Annotated in this window: 14 protein-coding genes; 9 read left to right on the forward strand and 5 right to left on the reverse strand. The window is 70.9% G+C overall.

Features of this window, described 5'->3' with window-relative positions; all coding sequences use genetic code 11:
- Positions 1-35: 35 nt before the first annotated feature.
- Both ngcE and acnA read right to left on the reverse strand, forming a co-directional pair.
- Positions 36-1487 carry an N-acetylglucosamine/diacetylchitobiose ABC transporter substrate-binding protein gene (gene ngcE / locus AC07B0_RS27875; protein ID WP_356878065.1) on the reverse strand — a complete coding sequence of 484 codons (1452 nt, stop codon included), beginning with the start codon at positions 1485-1487 and terminating at the stop codon, positions 36-38.
- 331 nt (positions 1488-1818) lie between these two features.
- A complete protein-coding gene (acnA, locus tag AC07B0_RS27880) occupies positions 1819-4548 on the reverse strand; it encodes an aconitate hydratase AcnA (protein WP_356878066.1) in 2730 nt (909 codons plus the stop codon).
- A gap of 648 nt (positions 4549-5196) precedes the next feature.
- Between acnA and AC07B0_RS27885 the strand changes: the two genes are divergently transcribed.
- The 4 genes from AC07B0_RS27885 (at position 5197) to AC07B0_RS27900 (ending at position 10683) form a co-directional block, all read left to right on the forward strand.
- Positions 5197-6726, forward strand: coding sequence for a helix-turn-helix domain-containing protein (locus AC07B0_RS27885; RefSeq protein ID WP_356878067.1), 1530 nt, complete (start codon positions 5197-5199; stop codon positions 6724-6726).
- Between the two features lie 128 nt (positions 6727-6854).
- On the forward strand, positions 6855-8240 hold the full coding sequence (locus AC07B0_RS27890; RefSeq protein ID WP_356878068.1) for a 3'-5' exonuclease: 1386 nt from the start codon (positions 6855-6857) through the stop codon (positions 8238-8240).
- Positions 8237-8956, forward strand: a complete 720-nt coding sequence (locus AC07B0_RS27895) for a DarT ssDNA thymidine ADP-ribosyltransferase family protein (RefSeq protein ID WP_478899141.1) — start codon at positions 8237-8239, stop codon at positions 8954-8956. The genes AC07B0_RS27890 and AC07B0_RS27895 overlap by 4 nt, the downstream gene beginning before the upstream one ends.
- Positions 8953-10683 carry an ADP-ribosylglycohydrolase family protein gene (locus AC07B0_RS27900; RefSeq protein ID WP_478899142.1) on the forward strand — a complete coding sequence of 577 codons (1731 nt, stop codon included), beginning with the start codon at positions 8953-8955 and terminating at the stop codon, positions 10681-10683. Before AC07B0_RS27895 ends, AC07B0_RS27900 begins: the two co-directional genes overlap by 4 nt.
- A gap of 177 nt (positions 10684-10860) precedes the next feature.
- On the opposite strand, the gene AC07B0_RS27905 is transcribed toward AC07B0_RS27900, so the two are convergent.
- Positions 10861-12105 carry a DNA sulfur modification protein DndB gene (locus tag AC07B0_RS27905; protein ID WP_478899143.1) on the reverse strand — a complete coding sequence of 415 codons (1245 nt, stop codon included), beginning with the start codon at positions 12103-12105 and terminating at the stop codon, positions 10861-10863.
- A 257-nt stretch (positions 12106-12362) separates the two neighbouring features.
- Here AC07B0_RS27905 and AC07B0_RS27910 point away from each other — a divergent pair, with 257 nt between their 5' ends.
- The 4 genes from AC07B0_RS27910 to AC07B0_RS27925 all read left to right on the forward strand — a co-directional run bounded on the left by AC07B0_RS27910 (position 12363) and on the right by AC07B0_RS27925 (position 16298).
- Positions 12363-13403, forward strand: a complete 1041-nt coding sequence (locus tag AC07B0_RS27910) for a hypothetical protein (protein WP_478899144.1) — start codon at positions 12363-12365, stop codon at positions 13401-13403.
- Positions 13404-13493: 90 nt separating this feature from the next.
- Complete coding sequence (locus tag AC07B0_RS27915) at positions 13494-13985, forward strand: NUDIX hydrolase (protein WP_356878073.1); 492 nt, start codon at positions 13494-13496, stop codon at positions 13983-13985.
- Positions 13986-14092: 107 nt separating this feature from the next.
- On the forward strand, positions 14093-14797 hold the full coding sequence (locus tag AC07B0_RS27920) for an excalibur calcium-binding domain-containing protein (RefSeq protein WP_356878074.1): 705 nt from the start codon (positions 14093-14095) through the stop codon (positions 14795-14797).
- 118 nt (positions 14798-14915) lie between these two features.
- Positions 14916-16298: a cytochrome P450 gene (locus AC07B0_RS27925; protein ID WP_356878075.1), complete on the forward strand. Its 1383-nt coding sequence runs from the start codon at positions 14916-14918 to the stop codon at positions 16296-16298.
- A 40-nt stretch (positions 16299-16338) separates the two neighbouring features.
- Here the strand turns inward: AC07B0_RS27925 and AC07B0_RS27930 are convergent, their stop codons facing one another.
- Positions 16339-16914, reverse strand: coding sequence for a hypothetical protein (locus tag AC07B0_RS27930; protein ID WP_478899145.1), 576 nt, complete (start codon positions 16912-16914; stop codon positions 16339-16341).
- 31 nt (positions 16915-16945) lie between these two features.
- A complete protein-coding gene (locus tag AC07B0_RS27935) occupies positions 16946-18412 on the reverse strand; it encodes an MFS transporter (protein ID WP_469379440.1) in 1467 nt (488 codons plus the stop codon).
- A 209-nt stretch (positions 18413-18621) separates the two neighbouring features.
- Here AC07B0_RS27935 and AC07B0_RS27940 point away from each other — a divergent pair, with 209 nt between their 5' ends.
- On the forward strand, positions 18622-20691 hold the full coding sequence (locus AC07B0_RS27940) for a S9 family peptidase (RefSeq protein WP_478899146.1): 2070 nt from the start codon (positions 18622-18624) through the stop codon (positions 20689-20691).
- Positions 20692-20709: the final 18 nt, after the last annotated feature.

Genomic DNA, 20709 nt, shown 5'->3' on the forward strand with positions numbered 1-20709 from the left:
TCCCTGGTGGTTCCGGGTGACCGGTGGACGCGGTGTCAGCTGCGCTTGTTATTCTTGGCGTTCGGGTCCTTGGCCGCCTTGTCTACCGCAGCCTGGGCCCGCTTGATCCATTCCTTGGGCTGGATGCGCTGGGCCATCAGCTCATTGGACGCGTTCTCCAGCTCGGTGCCCATCTCGCTGTACCACTCGGTGTACAGGTAGTTGAAGGTGTTGTCGCCGGCGCCCTTGAGCGCCTCGACGGCGGACTGGGTGCCGGGCCGCAGCTTGACCGTGGGGTCCACGCCGTCCTTGACGACGGTGAGCGAGTTGGCCTGCTGGGCGAAGGTCGTCGACCATTCGCGCGAGAGCATCGAGCGCAGGAACTCCAGGCCGCCGGCCTTGTTGGCGGCCTTCTCCGGGACGATGAAGGGCTCGCCGGCGCCGGCCCGGATGGCCTCGAAGGGGAGCTTGCTGTCGGGCAGCAGGGGCATCGGCAGGAACTTCATGTCGAAGTCCTCCGGGGTCTGCTTCAGCTGCTCGTTCTCCAGCCAGGATCCGGAGGGGATGAAGACGGCCTTGTACTGGTTCCAGGCGGTCTGGGACTCCGTGTGGGTGAGGCCGTTGGTGCCCGGCATCAGGAGGCCCTTCTCGACCACCTCGTAGACCGCCTCGACCGCGGCCAGGGCCGCCGGGTTGCCCTCGAAGGCGTTCGGCTCCAGGTTGTCGATGGCCTTCATGGCCTCCAGACCGCCCTTCTTGGCGATCAGGTCCATGATGACGACGTTGATGTAGTACGGGTACTTGCCCTGGTGGGCGAGGCCGCCGATGCCGGCCTCCTTCGCCTTCGTGCAGACGGCCAGGAACTCGTCCCAGGTCTTCGGCGCCGTCCAGCCCTTGTCCTTGAAGAGCTTGCCGGAGTACCAGAAGCCGAAGACGGTGTACACGTAGTTCAGGGCGACGAACTTGCCGCCCTGCGTGCCCTGTTCGACCGTGCCCTTGATGAGGGTGTCGCGGACCTTCTTGGCGGGGTCGTCGAGCGAGGGGGCGTCGAGCACCTGGGTGAGGTCGGCCAGCTGGCCCCCCTTGAAGAGGACGTCGAGCTTGATCTGCTGGGCGCCGGCGTCGTCGACGACGTCCGGCGGGTTGCCGCCGTTGAAGCGGGGCTGGAGCTTGGCGGTGATCTCCTGGGTGCCGAGGTGGGAGCTGGTGGTGCCCCACTTCTTGTCGAAGGCGGCTTCCCATGCCTTCGCGTAGTCGTCACCGAATCCCCCCTTGAAGACGACCACCTCCAGCTTGCCGCCCTTGGCGACGCCGAAGGGGTTCTCGGGGGAGGTGGCCGCCTTGGACTCGTTGCCCTTGGGGGCCGCCTCGCCGCCGGAGGCGCAGGCGGACAGGAAGCTCATCGTCGGGACGGCGATCAGGCCGAGTGCCGCGGAGCGCTTGATCAGGTCCCGGCGGCCGAGGCCCTCACCGGTGTGGTTCTCGCCGTGGGCGGAGGTGGATCCCATGCTCAAGTCCTCGCCTTCGTCAGGAGTGTGAAGGAGGCGGGAAAACACGGCAGTTCCCGTGCATGCGGGCATCACCGCAGGTCCCCGCCGTCCCCCGGTCCGGGGCCGCTCATTGCGCGGTGGTCCGGACGGGCACAGGTATAGTCCACTTCCGCTCGGCTGAGCAAGATCGTGCACAAGGATCGTCCCCGGCTTTTCCGAGTTGAGACCTCACCGTCACCTGGCCTGCTCCCCCTGGAGCGCCCGGGCCAAACGGAAGGGCCGTATCCCCTTGTCGGGGATACGGCCCTATGGTGCCGATCTCGGACGGATCGCTCCGCCCGGCGCGCCCTTAGCCCCGGATGAGGTTCCGGAGCACGTACTGCATGATGCCGCCGTTGCGGTAGTAGTCCGCCTCACCCGGCGTGTCGATGCGGACGACCGCGTCGAACTCCACACCGGTCTCGGTGGTCACCTTGACGGTGCGCGGGGTGGTGCCGTTGTTCAGCTCCTCCACACCGGTGAAGGAGAAGGTCTCCTGGCCGGTGAGGCCGAGCGAGGAGGCGGTGACGCCCTCGGGGAACTGCAGGGGCAGGACGCCCATGCCGATCAGGTTGGAGCGGTGGATGCGCTCGTAGGACTCGGCGATGACGGCCTTGACGCCGAGCAGCGCGGTGCCCTTGGCGGCCCAGTCGCGGGACGAGCCCGAGCCGTACTCCTTGCCCGCCAGGATGACCAGCGGGATGCCGGCGGCCTGGTAGTTCTGGGAGGCGTCGTAGATGAAGGAGACCGGCGCGCCCTCGACGGTGAAGTCGCGGGTGAAGCCGCCCTCGGTGCCCTCGGCGATCTGGTTCCGCAGGCGGATGTTGGCGAAGGTACCGCGGATCATGACCTCGTGGTTGCCGCGGCGGGAACCGTACGAGTTGAAGTCGCGGCGCTCGACGCCGTGCTCCGTGAGGTACTTGCCGGCCGGGGTGTCGGCCTTGATGGCACCGGCCGGGGAGATGTGGTCGGTGGTGACCGAGTCGCCCAGCTTCGCCAGCACGCGGGCGCCGGCGATGTCGGAGACCGGGGTGGTCTCCATCGTCATGCCCTCGAAGTAGGGGGGCTTGCGCACGTAGGTGGACTGCGGGTCCCACTCGAAGGTGTTGCCGGTCGGGATCGACAGCGCCTGCCACTGGGCGTCGCCCGCGAAGACGTCCTGGTAGGACTTGCTGAACATGTCCTCGCCGATGGCGTTGGCGACGACGTCGTTGACCTCGGCCTCGGAGGGCCAGATGTCCTTGAGGAAGACCGGCTTGCCCTCGGTGTCGGTGCCGATGGCCTCGGTGGTGATGTCCACCTTCATGGAGCCCGCGATGGCGTACGCGACGACCAGCGGCGGGGAGGCCAGGTAGTTCATCTTGACGTCGGGGTTGATGCGGCCCTCGAAGTTGCGGTTGCCCGAGAGGACCGAGGTGACCGCGAGGTCGTGCTCGTTGATCGCCTTCGAGATCTCCTCGTCCAGCGGACCGGAGTTGCCGATGCAGGTGGTGCAGCCGTACCCGACGAGGTTGAAGCCCATCTTGTCGAGGTACGGGGTCAGGCCGGCCTTGTCGAAGTAGTCGGTGACGACCTTCGAGCCCGGGGCCAGGGTGGTCTTGACCCACGGCTTGCGGGTCAGGCCCTTCTCGACGGCCTTCTTGGCCACGAGCGCCGCGGCGACCATGACGTAGGGGTTCGAGGTGTTGGTGCAGGAGGTGATCGCGGCGACGGTGACGGCGCCGTGGTCGATCTCGAACGAGGTGCCGTCGGCCAGGGTGACCTGGGTCGGGCGGCTCGGCACGCCGTTGGCGGAGGCCGGGGCGTCGGAGGCCGGGAAGGACTCCTTGCCCGCCTCGTCGTCGTCCTCGACGTAGTTGCGCACGTCGAGGGCGAACTGCTGCGAGGCGTTCGCGAGGACGATGCGGTCCTGCGGGCGCTTCGGGCCGGCGATGGAGGGGACGACCGTGGAGAGGTCGAGCTCCAGCTTCTCGGAGAAGTCCGGCTCGGCGGCCGGGTCCAGCCACAGGCCCTGGGCCTTGGCGTACGCCTCGACGAGCGCGACCTGCTGGGCGTCGCGGCCGGTCAGGCGCAGGTACTTCAGCGTCTCGTCGTCGATCGGGAAGATCGCGGCGGTCGAGCCGAACTCCGGCGACATGTTGCCGATGGTGGCGCGGTTCGCGAGGGAGGTGGCGGCGACGCCCTCACCGTAGAACTCGACGAACTTGCCGACGACGCCGTGCTTGCGGAGCATCTCGGTGATGGTCAGCACGAGGTCGGTGGCGGTGGTGCCGGTGGGCAGCTCGCCGGTCAGCTTGAAGCCGACGACGCGCGGGATCAGCATGGAGACCGGCTGGCCGAGCATCGCGGCCTCGGCCTCGATGCCGCCGACGCCCCAGCCCAGCACGCCGAGGCCGTTGACCATGGTGGTGTGCGAGTCGGTGCCGACGAGGGTGTCGGGGTACGCCTGGCCGTTACGGACCATGACCGTGCGGGCCAGGTGCTCGATGTTGACCTGGTGGACGATGCCGGTGCCCGGGGGGACGACCTTGAAGTCGTCGAAGGCGGTCTGGCCCCAGCGCAGGAACTGGTAGCGCTCCTTGTTGCGGCCGTACTCCAGCTCGACGTTCTGCGCGAAGGCGTCCTTCGTGCCGAACTTGTCGGCGATGACCGAGTGGTCGATGACCATCTCGGCGGGCGAGAGCGGGTTGATCTTCGCCGGGTCGCCGCCGAGGGCCTTCACGGCCTCGCGCATGGTGGCGAGGTCGACGACGCAGGGGACGCCGGTGAAGTCCTGCATGATCACGCGAGCCGGCGTGAACTGGATCTCCTCGCTGGGCTGGGCCTGCGAGTCCCAGTTCCCGAGCGACCGGATGTGGTCGGCGGTGATGTTCGCGCCGTCCTCGGTACGGAGCAGGTTCTCCAGCAGGACCTTCAGGCTGTAGGGAAGGCGGGCGGAGCCCTCGACCTTGTCCAGCTTGAAGATCTCGTACGACTCGTCGCCCACCTGCAGCGTGCTGCGGGCGTCGAAGCTGTTCGCCGACACGACAGTCTCCTTCATGCATGATTTCGCGCGTATTACCGCAATCCTGCCGCCACGCCCCTTGGCCAATCCGCTAAGGTAAGGCTAAGTTAGGTAACCCTTACCAGCGGGGGCGGCTGCGGTACGCCTTCGGCAGATATCTCGATGTCGAGATAACTCTAGTACATGTCCGGGGGCGGGGACGAGGCACGCACCCCGGCGATCGCCGGGCGTGCCGCCGACCGGGCGCTTCCGCATGCCTGGGCGCCGACCGCATGAGCTGTACAGATGCATCGAAGTCGACATTCCGGTCCGGCTCAGGGGTGACGGCCGTCACGGACGGGGACCGTACGGAAGTACCCCAAACACGGCGCCGCGGGGACGGCCGCCCGCAGCCGTCCACGACTGCCGGCGAGCGGGGGACCCACCGGGGCAGATGGCCGCAAAGGGTGCGGGGCGACGCCGATCGCGCCACGCCGCTGTCGCCGGCGCCGCTGCCGGGATCAACTCCCCGACGCGCTCCGGTACAACTCCCCACCCCAGGCCGGGAGCAGCCGCTCGCCCCGCACGGCCGCGCACCGCGCACACCTGCCACACGGCGGGTACGAAACGGAATCTGACGGTCGGTGACACCCGTCTGCCACACCCAGCGCGAGCGCCATCTCATATCTGAGATACCGTGCACCCATGGCAGACGACTACCTCGTACGCATCGGCAAGCTCATCCGTGACGCCCGGCAGCACCGTGGCTGGACGCAGAGTCAGCTCGCGGACGCCCTCGGCACCAGCCAGAGCGCCGTGAACCGGATCGAGCGCGGCAACCAGAACATCAGCCTTGAGATGATCGCCCGAATCGGTGAAGCTCTCGACAGCGAGATCGTGTCTCTGGGCTACGCCGGTCCGATGCACCTGCGCGTCGTCGGCGGCCGGCGCCTGTCCGGTGCCATCGACGTCAAGACGAGCAAGAACGCCTGTGTGGCCCTGCTGTGCGCCTCGCTCCTCAACAAGGGCCGCACCGTCCTGCGCCGCGTCGCGCGCATCGAGGAGGTCTACCGCCTCTTGGAGGTCCTGAACTCCATCGGCGTGCGCACCCGCTGGATCAACGACGGCGTCGACCTGGAGCTCATCCCGCCGGCCCGTCTCGACATGGACGCCATGGACGCGGACGCCGCCCGCCGGACCCGCAGCATCATCATGTTCCTGGGCCCCCTGCTGCACCGTATGGACCACTTCCGGCTGCCCTACGCCGGCGGCTGCGACCTCGGCACCCGCACCATCGAGCCGCACATGATCGCCCTGCGCCGCTTCGGCCTGGACATCACCGCGACCGAGGGCATCTACCACGCGCAGGTCGAGGCCGGCGTCTCCCCCGACCGCCCGATCGTGCTGACTGAGCGCGGGGACACGGTCACCGAGAACGCGCTGCTGGCCGCGGCCCGCCACGACGGCGTCACCGTCATCCGCAACGCCTCCTCCAACTACATGGTCCAGGACCTCTGCTTCTTCCTGGAGGCGCTCGGCGTCAAGGTCGAGGGCATCGGCACCACCACCCTCACCGTCCACGGCGTCCCCGTCATCGACGTGGACGTGGACTACTCGCCCTCCGAGGACCCGGTCGAGGCGATGAGCCTGCTGGCCGCCGCCGTCGTCACCGAGTCCGAGCTGACGATCCGCCGGGTCCCGATCGAGTTCATGGAGATCGAGCTCGCGGTCCTGGAGGAGATGGGCCTCGACCACGACCGCTCGGCCGAGTACGTCGCCGACAACGGCCGCACCCGCCTGGTCGACCTCACGGTCCGCCCCTCCAAACTCGAAGCGCCGATCGACAAGATCCACCCGATGCCCTTCCCCGGGCTGAACATCGACAACGTCCCGTTCTTCGCCGCCATCGCCGCGGTCGCCCAGGGCCAGACCCTGATCCACGACTGGGTGTACGACAACCGGGCCATCTACCTGACCGACCTCAACCGCCTCGGCGGCCGCCTCCAGCTCCTGGACCCCCACCGCGTCCTGGTCGAGGGCCCCACCCGCTGGCGCGCGGCGGAGATGATGTGCCCGCCGGCACTGCGCCCGGCCGTGGTCGTCCTCCTCGCCATGATGGCGGCCGAGGGCACCTCGGTCCTGCGCAACGTCTACGTCATCAACCGCGGCTACGAGGAACTCGCGGAACGCCTCAACTCGGTGGGCGCCCAGATCGAGATCTTCCGCGACATCTAAAGGACGCGGAACAAGGACCCCGCCCGTTCCGGGCGGGGTCCTTGGCGTAAAACCATCTGGATCATCCGGGCAGAACAGGCATCCTTCACAGAGGCACTGACGGTGTCTCAAAACTGAAGGGGTGGGGGATGGGGCTTCCCGAGCCGGTGGGACGGCAGTCGGACGTGGCGTACCTGCCCGCGGCCGGCCATCACGTGGTTCTCGGTACGGCGGGGACCGGAAAGACCGTGATGGCCATGCTGCGGGCGCTGTACTTGTCGGACCCAGGAGTGGCGGGATCCGGCAGGACCCTGCTCGTGACCTACAACAACGCTCTCGTCTCCTACCTCAAACACTTCGCCGGCGAAACGGACCGGCTCGACATCTGCACCTACGGCAAGTTCGCCCGCGGCTTCCTGCACCACCACGGCGCGATGAAGGGCCAGGCGATCGCCACGTCCTTCACCCGTCGGCGGCTGATCCGGTCCGCGCTCGCGGCTGTGGCCCCGAAATACGCGACGCACAAGTTCTTCGAGAGGGATCCCGGATGGTTCGAGGACGAGATCGCCTGGATCTCCGGCATGGGTCTGCGCACTTGGGAGGCGTACGAGGCCGTTGACCGGCTGGGCCGCCGCACGCCCCTCAGCGTCTCCCTGCGCGAGGTCGTTTGGGAGATCGCGCAGGAGTACCGGCTGCGGCGGGCAGCAGAGGGCCACGCGTACGACTGGCACGACATGGCCGCCGCCGTGCGCGACCACCAGGCCGCGGACGACGGGCCACGGACGTACCGGCACGTCATCATCGACGAAGGCCAGGACCTTTCCCCGGAGGAGATACGGTCGCTCGCGGAGGTCGTCGACCCCGAGGGCTCCGTGACCTTCTTCGGCGACTACGCCCAGCAGATCTACGGGCAGGGGATGTCGTGGCGGGCCTGCGGCCTGAAGGTGGCCCGCGTCGAGATGTTCAAGGACAACTATCGCAACTCGGCCGCCATTGCCCAGTTCGCCATCGCCCTGAGCGAGTTGCCCTTCTTCGGCCGCACCGATGAGCTCGTGCCGCCGGTCGCGCCCCGCTCCAGGGGTTCGCTGCCCACGCTCGTCGCGTGCACCGACCGTGCACAGGAGATATCGGTGATCCGGTCGACCGCCCAGCAGCTGGGCCAGGTGGGGACGGTCGCCGTACTCGGCCGTACCTGGGCCGATGTGGACGAGGTCTGCGCGGGCCTGGCGGCCCGGCGGATCGACAAGGACCAGAGGTTCCGCTGGGACTACGCGCCGGGGGTGTACTACACCACGTACCACTCGGCGAAGGGCCTCGAGTTCGACACGGTCCTGATGCCCTTCTGCTCGGGAGACACCCTGCCCCTCCCCGAAGTGGTCAAGGCCCTGGGCTCGGACGACGCGGACGAGCGGGAGTCGAAGCTCCTCTACGTCGGCATCACGCGCGCCAAGTCGGACCTGGTCATCACCTACAGCGGAACGAAGACCCACCTGCTGCCGGAGGGCGACGGCCTGTACGCGGAGGTGCGGCCGTGAGCCGTACCAGCGGACTCGCCCTGGCCGAAGCGCTACGACGGAGCAAAGCCACCCGGCTCGCCCACTTCACCCCTGCCCGCAGTTTCCCGCACATCCTGCGCGACGGGGCGATCCGCAGCAGCAAGGACCTCGCGGAAACTGCACCCGAGCAGTTCACCCCCACCGATCGCGAGCGGTTCGACCGACAGCCCGACAAAGTCTGCTGCACCTTCCAGTTCCCCAACGGCTACTACCTGGCACAGGCCAGGCAGAAGCCCGACCACCAGAACTACCCGGACTGGATCTGCCTGTTCCTGGACGTGGAGCTGGCCCTGCGCGAAGGCACGCTCTTCGCGCCGTGCAACGCGGCGAAGCAGAGCGGCGCGCGGCTGCGCCCCGGCCCCGAGGCGCTGCTGGAACTCTTCGCCGCGACGAGTGACGACTGGCCGCGCGGAGCGGGCCATCTCCAGGGGGCCGCCACCAACTTGCAGGCGGAGGTGCTGATACCGGGCCCCATCGAACTCAAACACGTCCTGGCCGTCGCCATGCCCAGCCACGAGGCGGTGGCCAACGAGCTGGCACGGCTGCGCATCCTCAAGGCCGAAGTACCGCCTTTGACCTGGCTCGTGGAGCCGGTGCTGTTTGATAGGAACCGACTGAGCAGCCGCGTGCGCAACGGGCCTCCCCTCGCCGAGGCCGTCTGGGTGCCGCCGCAGAGTGATGGGATGACCCGGTGACCGGACAGAAGCCGGCAGACCTGTTGGACCGTACCCGCGGCGTGCTGTTCGGGGCGGCCGTCGGTGACGCCTTGGGCTGGCCACAGGAGCAGCGCAGCGGCATCGTCGGGGGCCAGGCCTCGCGCACCGCGGCACCAGCTCTCGCCTTCCGCCCGTGGCTGCGCTGGGCCGGCAGCCAGTACACCCGCTACCGGGACCCGGTCGCAGCGGGCGAGTACAGCGACGACACCCAGCTGCTGCTCGCGACGGCTCGCGCCTGCCTGCGCGGAGACGACTGGCGGAGCTGGCTCACCGAGGTAGAGCTCCCGGCATGGCCGCTCTACCAGCGCGGCGGCGGTCGGGCCGTGCTCAGCGCGTGCCGCAGCTGGCAGGCCGGTGCCCGCCCTTGGGAGGGTCAACGCACCAAGGCCGGCGCCTACTTCAACGCCGGTGCCAACGGGGTGGCCATGAGGATCGCGCCCCACGCCGTCCACACGCTGACCGACTCCTCTCCGGAGCGGCTGGTCTCGCGCGTGGTGGCCGACGGGGTACTGACCCACGGGCATCCCCGCGCGCTGCTCGGCGCGGCGGTCTACGCCCTGGCCGTCAGACACACGCTCCGTCAGCAGGACGCCGGCGAGTACGGGGACGTCGTGCTCGCCGTGACCGACATGCCGCAGTGGCGCGATCCCGTCCTCGCGCGCGGGGCCCTCCCCGAGGGCTGGTCGACCGCCTTCACGGACGCCACCGGTGGTTCGTTCGACACGGCGTGGGCCGAGACCGCTCGGGAGATGGACGAGTTGCTCGCAACGGCGCGATCGTCTCTGGAGCGGGCCGCCCTCGCCGACGACGTGCAGACCCTCGCGGCACTCGGCTGTTTCGACAAGCAGCGCAACGGCGCGGGTACCGTCTCGGCCGCCGCCGCCTGCTACCTGGCGGCGCGTTCCTCGGTACGTCCGACCATGGGGCTGCTCAGGGCTGCCTTCCTGGACCGTGCCGACACCGACACGCTCGCCTCGATGACCGCCGCGCTGCTCGGCGCCCTGCACGGCACGGACTGGATCGCGCCGCTGATGCGCGAGGTACAGGACGGCGCCTGCCTCTCGCGCACGGCCGCCGCGTTGACCGGACCGCTCCCGGCCGCCGACGCGACCGAGAAGGAGCGCACGGAGGTGCAACAGTCCGAGTGGCTCAGTTCCCTCGTGGAGGACGGGAACACGGAGCGGTTCGTGGACGGCCGCGCCGTGACACAGGTGCGGCACTACAGCCTGGACAGCAAGAGCCAGGACGTCACGCGCTTCGCACTGACCCTGGACGACGGCCAGTCGCTGTACGTGGACCGCGCGGTGAAGCGGGGAGTGTCTCCGGCCCCGGCACGGCAGGAGCCGCCCGCCGCACCCGCCGCGGGGGTGACCCGTATGGCCATCCACGTACGCAACCTCGCGGAGACCCGGAAGTTCTACGGCGAAGTGCTCGGGCTTCCTGTGCAGGACAGGGGGCCCGTGCTCTATGTGACACCTTGGCTGGCCCTGTTGGAGATGTCGGGCCCCCTGGACACTCCGACGGCAGGACCGTTGCAGTTCACCGTGCAGACCTCGGACCCGGCGCGCATCACGGCCATGGTGGACCAGTACAACGTGCCGGTCACCCCCCGGGGCCCCCGCGACATCCCGGGCTCTCTGCGGGTGATCGACCCGGATGGCCACGAGGTCCTGGTGTGGCCGGTGGATGAGCGTCCCGTCGCATAGCCGGCTGCACCCCGTCCCCACCCCGCTCACGTGGGTGGACAGCGAGAAGGTCCAAGCACAGTTCTGCGACATCCAGGACAAAAAACCTCCGCACTCCACCCGGAGGGCCCCGGGCCGTGCAGAATGGCAGCGCCCCCTCCCCGACGCAAACGGGGAGGGGGCGCCGTGCTGTGTGCGTCAGAAGCCCTGACGCTGGTACGGCAGCCCGCGGATCTGGCGGCCGACTTCGGAAGCGGGGTTGTTCAGCGCCTCGTAGACCTTGTGGCCCGAGTCCCGGGCACCTCCGGCCCAGCTGACGGTGCCCCTGTCGTTGACCTTGGCGGCGACACCGCCCCAGTAGTCGGCCTCCCGCTCCCAGCGGACGTCTTCCAGCAGGCCCTGCACGGTCTGCCCCTCGGGGAGCGTCTCCTTGGACCAGGACATCTGACGGTGGACCGTGGCTCCGAGGCCGGCGAGGACGGCGGGCGCGGTGATGGCCGTCTTGGCGTGGAAGAGGTCGGCGTGGTCCCGGATCAGGGCGCTCAGCGCCTCGACCGTCTCGCGCTTGACGGCGTTCGGATCGGTGTCCTTGATGTCGTCCGGGTCGACGTCGCCGGAGGCGGCGTGGATGCCGGGCTTGCCGAGGATGGTGGTCACGACGAGGGTGCGCAGACCGGAGAGGGTCATCCACTCCCGCGCCTTGGAGTTGACCTGGCGCTTGCCGGTGATCACGAAGTCGGCGAGGGGGCGCTCCTCGCCCTCGTGGGTGACCGCGGTGCTGTCGACGAGCATCTGGGTGATGGTCGTGGCGAAGTCCCGCATGTCCATCGACAGCGCGAGGGACTTGTCGACGGGGGCACCCTTGAGGTTGCGGTCGTGGAAGATCTGGCGGGCTTCCAGGACGCTGATGCCGTGATAGACCTCGAAGGCGATCATCGCGCCCTCGAAGTCGAAGTCCTTGAGGCCGTAGGCGCCGGGGTTCTTCTTGATCCGGTGGAGGGCGGTGACCTGGGTTTCGCCGTCGATGGCGATCAGGCCGTTGCGGATCGGCAGGTACGAGGAACCGGTGGCGGGATCGATCGTCAGCGGGCGACGGCACCAGAGGGTGACCGGCGGGATCGACCAGGCGTTCCCGAACTCGCCCTTCAGTCCGGCCGCGATGTAGTCGGCGTAGCTGACGACGTTCTGCCCCTTGGGGCTGCGGGGGGTCCCGATGAGGCGCTGGACCTCCGCCCGCATCCGGGCGTAGTCGTCCGGTTCGCGGCCCGCCTTCACGTCGCGGGCTGCGACCTCTTCGACCTCCATGGGGTCGTTGACCAGGTTCGTCAGGTTCTCGATGTCGAGGCGACCGATGACGAGGGTGTCCCTGATGACCATGAGGTCGATCGGGAGCCCGTTGGTGATGGGCTTCAGGGCAGGAGCCCGGAAAGTGTCAGCAGACAACGCAGTCCCTTCGTCCGACGACCGTCGACTGACGGAACGTCACGCGCTGGATGCTAGCGGACATCGCGACAACTGCTCAACTGCGGCGGGGAGTTCAGCCCTCAAAGGTGTTCCGCAGATACGAATCTGCCATCTGCGGCAGGACGTGGCCGGTTCCCCTCCCGCCCCGCGTGCAGGATCCGGGGAATCCGGATGCCGCAGCCTGCTCGGTGCTGGGTACGATCGGCGGGTTTCGACTCGTGCCAGGAGAGCCGCCCGTGTACCCGCCGCCGCATTCGCACCCGTCCGCGCCCGTACCGGGGCGGTGGCAGCGCCCCGCGCTGATCATCCTGATGCTGGTCTTCGTGCCGCCCCTCGGCATCGTGCTCGCCTGGCGCGGGCTGTGGAGCCGCAGGCGGAAGGTCGTGGCGACCCTGTTGTCCGCGATGTGGTTCGCGCTTCCGGGCCTCGTCGACTCGCCCGGGAAGGCGCCCCTCGCGGACGCCGGGCCCCGGGTGGAGACCGTGTCCGCGGCCCCCGTCCCGGGCCCGACGCCCTCCTCCTCGCCCACGCCCGCGCCGAGCGAGCCGGTGGCCTCGTACGTCGGGCAGGGCCTCAAGGAGGCGAAGGCGGCCGCCCGGGACGCCGGGTACGACGCCGTCTCGCACGACGCCTCGCCGGGCAACGCCGGCCAGTGGGACGACGGGAACTGGCGGGTCTGCTTCCAGGAGCCGGCGGCCAAGCCCCTGCGGAAGCGGCCCACGCTCGACTTCGGCGTGGTGCGCGTCGAGGAGCCGTGCCCCGCGAAGGACGGCGACCCGATCCCGCACCCGAAGATGCCGAAGGTCGTCGGGCTCGCCTTCGCGCGGGCCTCCGAAGTCCTGCGGCCCCTCGGCCTGCGGGCCGTGGAGGCGCGCAGCGCCTACACCGACGTCACCCTGCCCGGCGCCGTGGACGAGTGGACCGTCTGCTTCCAGGACCCGCGTGAGGACCAGGAGGTCACGTACCCGCGGAACAGGACCGCCCACCTCTCCCTCACCGCCCCCGGTACGCCCTGCCCGGGGCGGGAGAACACCGAGCTGCGCCCCGACCCGGATCCGGACCCGGACCCGGACCCCGCACCCGCGCCGCCGCAGCGCGGGGGCTCGTCCTCCGGCGGCAGCAGCGGCGGGGGCAGTGGCGGCGGGGGCGGGCAGGCCGGCGTCCAGTTCGGGCGGTTCTGTTCACCCGTCGGTGCCCGCGCCACCACCGGCGACGGACGGCCCGCGAAGTGCTTCATGGGCAAGGACGGCCGGGCCCGCTGGGGTTACGGCAGCTGATCGGCCGGCATCGGCAGACCGGGCCGCCCCGGCGGGCTCCGGGCACACTGGACGGGGGCGCGCCCCGGCACCCCGGGAAAGGGGAATCGCATGGCGAACGGCTGGCTTCCGCCCGCGGAGTACGTCGAGACCATCGCCCGGGCGACCAGTTACGCCTGCCTGTACTTCACCGATGCCGCCGGGCGGCCGGTGCAGCTGCGGGCGGTGCATTCCTACGAGGAGTGGCAGTGGCCCGGCGGGAACATGGATCCCGGGGAGACGCCGTGGCAGTGCGCGGTGCGGGAGTGTCTGGAAGAGACCGGGATCGTGTTCGGGGGGCCGCCGCGGCTGCTCGGTACGCACTTCATCGGGCACCAGGGCGAGGCCTGGCCGGCGAACCACATCGGGTTCGTCTTCGACGGGGGCACGCTCACGGACGAGCAGATCGCCGGGATCGTCCTGGACCCGGCGGAGCACAGGGAGGTCGGGGTCCGCTCGGTGGCGCAGTGGGAGGCGCTGATGACCCCGGTGAACTTCGCGCGGCTGCGGGAGATCGACGCCGCGCGCAGGGAGGGACGGGTGGCGTACCTGGAGACCCCCTGACGGCGGATTCCGTGCCACTGGAACATGACTCCAAACGCCTGCCCCGGGCGGAGCGGCCCGCATAGGCTTCGGCGGTTGCACCACTGCTGATCCTGGGGGGTCATTCCATGTTCCACCGTAGGGGCGTTGCCATAGCCGGCGCCGTGGGGGCCGTCGTCCTGTCGCTGGCCGGCTGCGAGGACTCCGCGCCGAAGAAGGGCGCGGACGCCAAGCCGAGCGCCGCGCCGTCGGCCAGTGCCGCCGCGTCGGCCTCGCCGAGCGCGTCCGCGCGGCCGGTCATGCCGGCCGTCGTCGGGACGAAGTTCGCGGCGGCCGAGACCGAGGTGAAGAAGGTCGTCACAGCGCCGGTCGAGGCCCGCGCCGCCTACGCCGACGTCAAGCTGCCCGCCGACCGTTCCGCGTGGGACGTCTGCTTCCAGACCCCGGCGGCGGGCAGCGAGGTCACGGCCACCGCCTCCGTCGAACTCTCGCTCGTCGCGCCCGGTACCCCGTGCCCGGACAAGGCCGGAGCCACCCTGCGGCCCTCGAAGGCCCCGGCCACCACCCCGGCACCGGCCCCGACGAAGTCCAAGGCCACCACCGGCGGGACGACCGGAACGGGCGGGACCACCGGCGGTACGAGCGGCTCCACCGGCACCACCGGCGGTACGAGCGGTACCACCGGCGGCACGGCCACCGGCGGCGGGGGCAGCGTCTACTACAAGAACTGCGACGCCGCGAAGGCCGCCGGAGCGGCGCCCATCCGCCGCGGCCAGCCCGGTTACCGGGACGCCCTCGACCGGGACAAGGACGGCATCGCCTGCGACAAGTAGGCGAGCGCGCACAGGGACGCGGGGGGGCGGTTTCCGGCCGCCCCCCCCGCCGTCCCTCGCCGGTCACGGCGGGGGACGGCAGAATCGGGCGCATCGGTACGGCGTCGAGGGGGCGGCCATGGCAGTGGAAACGCGAGCGGGCAGGGAAGTTCCGGAGCTGGAGGGGGTCCCGCTGCTCGGGTCGCTCCTCGACCTGACGTCGGACTCGCTCGGCACCTACCTGCGCGCCCAGCGCCGGCACGGCGACGTCGTACGGGTCACCGCCGGTCCGCCGGGGCTGCGCGCCGAGCTGTACTGCGTGTTCTCCCCGGAAGGCGCGCAGCAGGTCCTCGCCTCGGAGTCGGCCAACTTCCGCAAGGACAACGCGTTCTACCAGGAGGTCCGGGACTCCTTCGGCAACGGTCTGCTGACCAGCCAGGACGAGGACTACGTCCGCCAGCGCCGGATGGTGCAGCCGCTGTTCACCCGCAAGCGGGTGGACGGCTACGCCGGAGCGGTCGCGGCGGAGACCGGGGCCACGCTCGCGGCCTGGGGCGGGGCCGCGGACGGGATCGTCGACGTGCACGACGAGATGACGCGCCTGGCCCTGCGTGCGGTGACCCGGATCCTGTTCGGCACCGACGCGGACTCCACCGTCGACGTCGTCCACCGGTGCTTTCCGGTCATCACGCAGTACGTACTGCGCCGCGGCTACTCCCCCGTGAACGCCCCTCGGTCGTGGCCGACCCCGGGCAACCGGCGGGCAGCGACGGCCATGGAGGAGCTGTACGGCGTCTGCGACCGGATCGTGTCCGAGCGGCGCGGGGCGCCCGCGCCGGACGGCGGCCGGGGCGAGGACCTGCTGACCCTGCTCGCGGCGGCGCGGGACGCGGACGACGGCGGCTTCGACGCGGACGAGCTGCGGGACCAGGTGCTGATCTTCCTGCTGGCCGGGCACGAGACGACCGCGACCTCGCTGGCGTTCACCCTGCACCTGCTCGGCCGCCACCCCGAGGAGCAGGCGCGGGCCCGCGAGGAGATCGTCCGGGTCCTGGGCGACCGTACGCCGGAGGCCGCCGACCTCGACCGGCTCCCGTACCTCACGCAAGTGCTCAAGGAAGCGATGCGGCTGTACCCGGCGGCTCCGGTGATCGGCCGCAAGTCCGTCGCCGCCACGGAGGTCGCCGGGTACGCCGTCCCCGCGGGCGCCGACGTGATCCTGGCTCCGTGGGTGACCCACCGCCACCCGCGCCACTGGCCCGAACCGGAGCGCTTCGACCCCGGCCGGTTCGCGCCGGAGGCGGAGGCCGGGCGGCCGCGGTACGCCTGGTTCCCCTTCGGGGGCGGCCCCCGGGCCTGCATCGGGCAGCACTTCTCGATGCTGGAGTCCGTGATCGCGCTGGCGATGATCCTGCGGGCCTACGAGTTCGAGGCCGTGGACACGGAGGTCCCGGTGAGCGCCGGGATCACCCTGGAGACGAGGGGACCGGCGCGCTGCCGGATCCGCCCCGCCGCCGGGTGACCCCGTGTCCCTCGGCCGCGGCGGTCGTCAGCGGCAGTCGTCAGCGGTAGTCGTCGGGGTGGCCCTGCATCCAGACGTTGATCTTGTCGCGGGTGTCGATCAGGGTCTTCTGGTTCTTCTTCAGGTTCTCGAAGGACCGGTCGCCGCCCAGCTGCTTGTCGAGCTTCGCGATCAGGCTGATCGGCTCGGGGAAGTGGCCCGGCCCCTTGGCGTCGGCCTTCATCGCCCGGTCCATGCGGTGGAGCTCGTCGTAGACCCGGCCCAGGAAGTAGGAGCAGTTCCCGGGCGTGCAGGAGTCGTTCAGCGTGGCCTGGAGGCCGGCGAAGGCGTCCCGTACGAGGGAGACGGGCTCCTCCGAGCCGCGCGGCGACGGGGAGCCGGCGCTGAAGGAGGGCGAGGCGTCCGGTGCGACGGTGCTCCCGCCGGATCCCGCGACCGACGCGGACGGCGTCGGGGACGCTGTCGGGGACTCGGCGGCGGACGGCGAGGCGGACGCGGACGCCGGGGCCGGTGCGGAGGCCTTCGGATCGTCGCCGCCGCCGCAGGAGACGGTGAACGCCGCCAGGGTCAGGGTCATGAGCGTGGCCGCGGCGGTCCGCGCGGTGGTGTGGAACATCGTTTCCCCCAGGGTCTGTGATCAGCAGACCCTATCCATTCGGCTCCTTCTGGACGCTGCTCGGGGTGTGGTTGCCCTGGAGCCGGGCCAGGTCGGAGGGCCGGACCTGGATGACGAACAGGGCGATCGCCGCCCCTACCAGGGTGAACAGGGCGGCCACGACGAAGGCGGAGCTCACGCCGGAGGTGAGCACCTGGGCGCCCCAGGGGTCGGGCAGCTGTCCGGTGCGCGCGAAGGCGGCCTTCTGGGCCGGGTCGGCGGTGCTCAGGAAGGCCGGCACCTGGGTGCGGGCCTCGTTGCGGCTGGCGGTGCCGAAGACGGTGACGAGGATCGACAGGCCGAGCGAGCCGCCCACCTGCTGCATCGCGTTGAGCAGTCCGGAGGCGGCGCCCGACTCCCGGTCGGGGACGTTGGACAGGGCCATCAGGGTGAGGGAGACGAACTGCAGGCCCATGCCGGTCGCGAAGAGCAGCATGGGGCCGAGGATGCTGCCCAGGTACGTGGAGTGGATGTCGGTCTGCGTCAGCCAGGCGAGCCCGGCCGCGCAGCTGAGCGCGCCGGTGACCATGAGGGGCTTGGGCCCGAGCTTGGGCAGCAGCTGGGACGCCGCCCCGGCGGCCAGCGCGATCATGACGCTGATGGGCAGGAAGGCGAGGCCGGCCCGCAGGGGGCTGAAGCCGAGGACGTTCTGCACGAACAGGGTCAGGAAGAAGAACATGCCGAAGATCGCGCAGGCGAGGAAGAGCATGATCCCGTAGGTGCCGGCCCGGTTGCGGTCGGCGAACATGTGCAGCGGCGTGATCGGCTGCGGGGAGCGGCGTTCGTTGAGGACGAACAGGGTCAGCAGGACCACGGCCACGGCGAAGGACACCAGGGTGAAGGGGTCGCGCCAGCCTTCCTGGGACGCGCGGATGAACCCGTAGACGAGCGAGACCATGCCGAGGGTGGACAGCAGGGCTCCGGCGAGGTCGAAGTGCCCGGGGTGGCGCGCCGACTCGCGGATGACCTTCGGGGTGGCGAGGGCGATCAGCAGGGCGATCGGGACGTTCACGAAGAGGACCCAGCGCCAGTCGAGCCATTCGACGAGGACGCCTCCCGCGAGCAGGCCGATGGCGCCGCCGCCCGCCGACACGGCGGCGAACACGCCGAAGGCCCGGTTGCGTTCGGGGCCCTCGCGGAAGGTCGTGGTGATCAGTGCGAGGGCGGTGGGCGAGGCGATGGCGGCGCCGACGCCCTGGACGGCCCGGGCGGCCATCAGCTGGCCCTCGTTCTGGGCGAATCCGCCGAGCAGCGAGGCGATGCCGAAGAGGAGCACGCCGGAGACGAAGACGCGCCGGCGGCCGAGGATGTCTCCGGCCCGGCCGCCGAGGAGGAGCAGCCCGCCGAAGGTCAGCGTGTACGCGTTGACGACCCAGGAAAGGCTCTCGGTGGAGAAACCGAGCGAGCTCTGTATGTGGGGCAGCGCGATGTTCACGATGGTGATGTCGAGGACGACCATGAGCTGGCAGGAGGCGAGCACGAGCAGCGCCGCCCCGTGTCCGCCCCATCGGACCTTGCCGTCGGTCCCGTTGCTGGTCGGCAGTGCGTTCGGGTCCACCTAGTCGACGCTATGCCCGCACCGCGAGGGTCACCACTCGAATGGCCTAGCGCTGCTTCCCTGGTTGCCCGATCTAGGTCATGTGATATTTCACATGACACACTGCGCTCATGGATGACTTCCTCAGGCTCTCCGCCGAAACCGCCCGGTTCACCCACGGCGCACCGCGCGCCTTCTCCTTCGGCGACGGGGGCCGCCTCCTGTGGTTCCTGCGCTCGGCCGGCCCCACCGACGCCCTCGACGCCCTCTGGGTCCTCGACACCGTCACCGGCACCGAGACCCTCCTCGCCGACCCCCGCGCCCTCTCCCCCGAACCGGGCGAACTCCCCGTCGCCGAACGCCGCCTGCGCGAGCGGACCCGGCTCGTCGCCGCCGGCATCGGCTCCTACGCCCTGTCCGGCGACGGCCGCCGCGCCGTGTTCCCGCTGTACGGCCGGCTGTACGCGGTCACCTGCGACGGCGCCACCGGCCCCGAGGAGATCCCGGCCGCCGGACCCGCCCTGGACCCGCGCCCGAACGCCGACGGCACGCGCACCGCGTACGTCGCCGACGACGCCCTGTACGTCCACCCCGGCGGCCGGATCAGCCCGGACGACGGAGCCCGCTGGGGCGTCGCCGAGTTCGCCGCCGCCGAGGAGCTCGGCCGCGGCCGGGGCCACTGGTGGTCCCCCGACGGGGTGCGCCTGCTCGCCGCCCGGGTCGACGAAAGCGCCCTCCAGCGACGCTGGTTCGCCGACCCGGCCCACCCGGAACTCCCCGCCGAGGACTTCGCCTACCCCGAGGCCGGCGGGCCCAACGCCGAGGTCGGACTGTGGGTCCTCGGACCGGGGGCACCCGTACGGCTCGGCTGGGACGCGGAGGCCTTCCCCTACGTGTCCGACGCCTCCTGGGAACCGGACGCGCCGGACGGCACGGCCGGGGAGATCCTGCTGACCGTCCAGGACCGGCCGCAGCGGACCGTACTGCTGCTCGCCGCCGACCCGGACACGGGCCGCACCCGGGAACTGTCGCGCACCACGCACCCGCAGTGGGTCGACCCGCTCCCCGGCACCCCGGCCCGGCTCCCCGACGGGCGGATGCTGACCGCCGCCGACACCCCCGGCGGGGCCGCGCGCGGCCTCGCCGTCGACGGGAAGCCGCTCACCGGCGACGGGATCCAGATCCGCCGCGTGGCCGGGATCCACCAGGGCCTGCTGCTGGTCGAGGCCGGGCAGCGCGACCCCTCGGAGCAGCAGGTGGTGCTGCTGGACCCCGACACCGGGGAGGTGACCCCGCTCGCCGACGGGCCCGGGGTGCACGGCGCGCTCGCCTCCGCCGGGACCCTGCTGCTGACCTCCGCCGACGCCGACGGGATCCGCCGCACCCTGCACACCGCCGACGGCGGCCGCCCCGCCCCCGCCGACCTGTCCGCGCCGCTGCCCCACCGGGTGGTGCCCGTCCTGGAACGGGTCACCGAGCACGGCGTCCCCACCGCGCTGGTGCTCCCCCGCGACCACGTGCCGGGCCGGCGGCTGCCGGTGCTGGTCGACGCGTACGGGGGCCCCGGCTACCAGGACATCAGCGCCGAGCCGCTGCGCTGGCAGGCCAAGCAGTGGTGGGCCGACCAGGGCTTCGCGGTGGTCACCGTCGACAACCGGGGCACCCCGCACGTCTCACCCGCCTTCACCCACGCCGTGTACCGGGGCTTCTCCGACGTCACCCTGGAGGACCAGGCCGCGGCGCTGCTGGCACTCGGCGCACGCCACCCCGACCTGGACCTCGGCCGGGTCGGCGTCCGCGGCTGGTCCTACGGCGGCTACCTGGCGGCGCTCGCGGTGCTGCGCCGCCCGGACCTCTACCGCGCGGCCGCCGCCGGGGCGGCCCCGACGGACTTCCGGCACTACGACACCGCGTACACCGAGCGGTACCTGGGACTGCCCGCCGAGCACCCCGGGGTGTACGAGCGGGACTCCCTGATCGCGGACGCCCCGACGCTGAGCCGCCCCCTGCACCTGACCACGGGCCTGGCCGACGACAACGTCCACCCCTCCCACACCCTGCGCCTGTCCCGCGCCCTCACCGACGCGGGCCGCCCCCACGAGCTGCTCGCCCTGCCGGGCGTCACCCACATGACCCCGGGCGGCACCCGGGAGAAGGTGATGGCCCTCCAGCTGGACTTCTTCCGCCGCGCACTGGCGTAGCCCGCGGGAGAACGCACG

Source organism: Streptomyces sp. NPDC044704 (genome assembly GCF_056433525.1).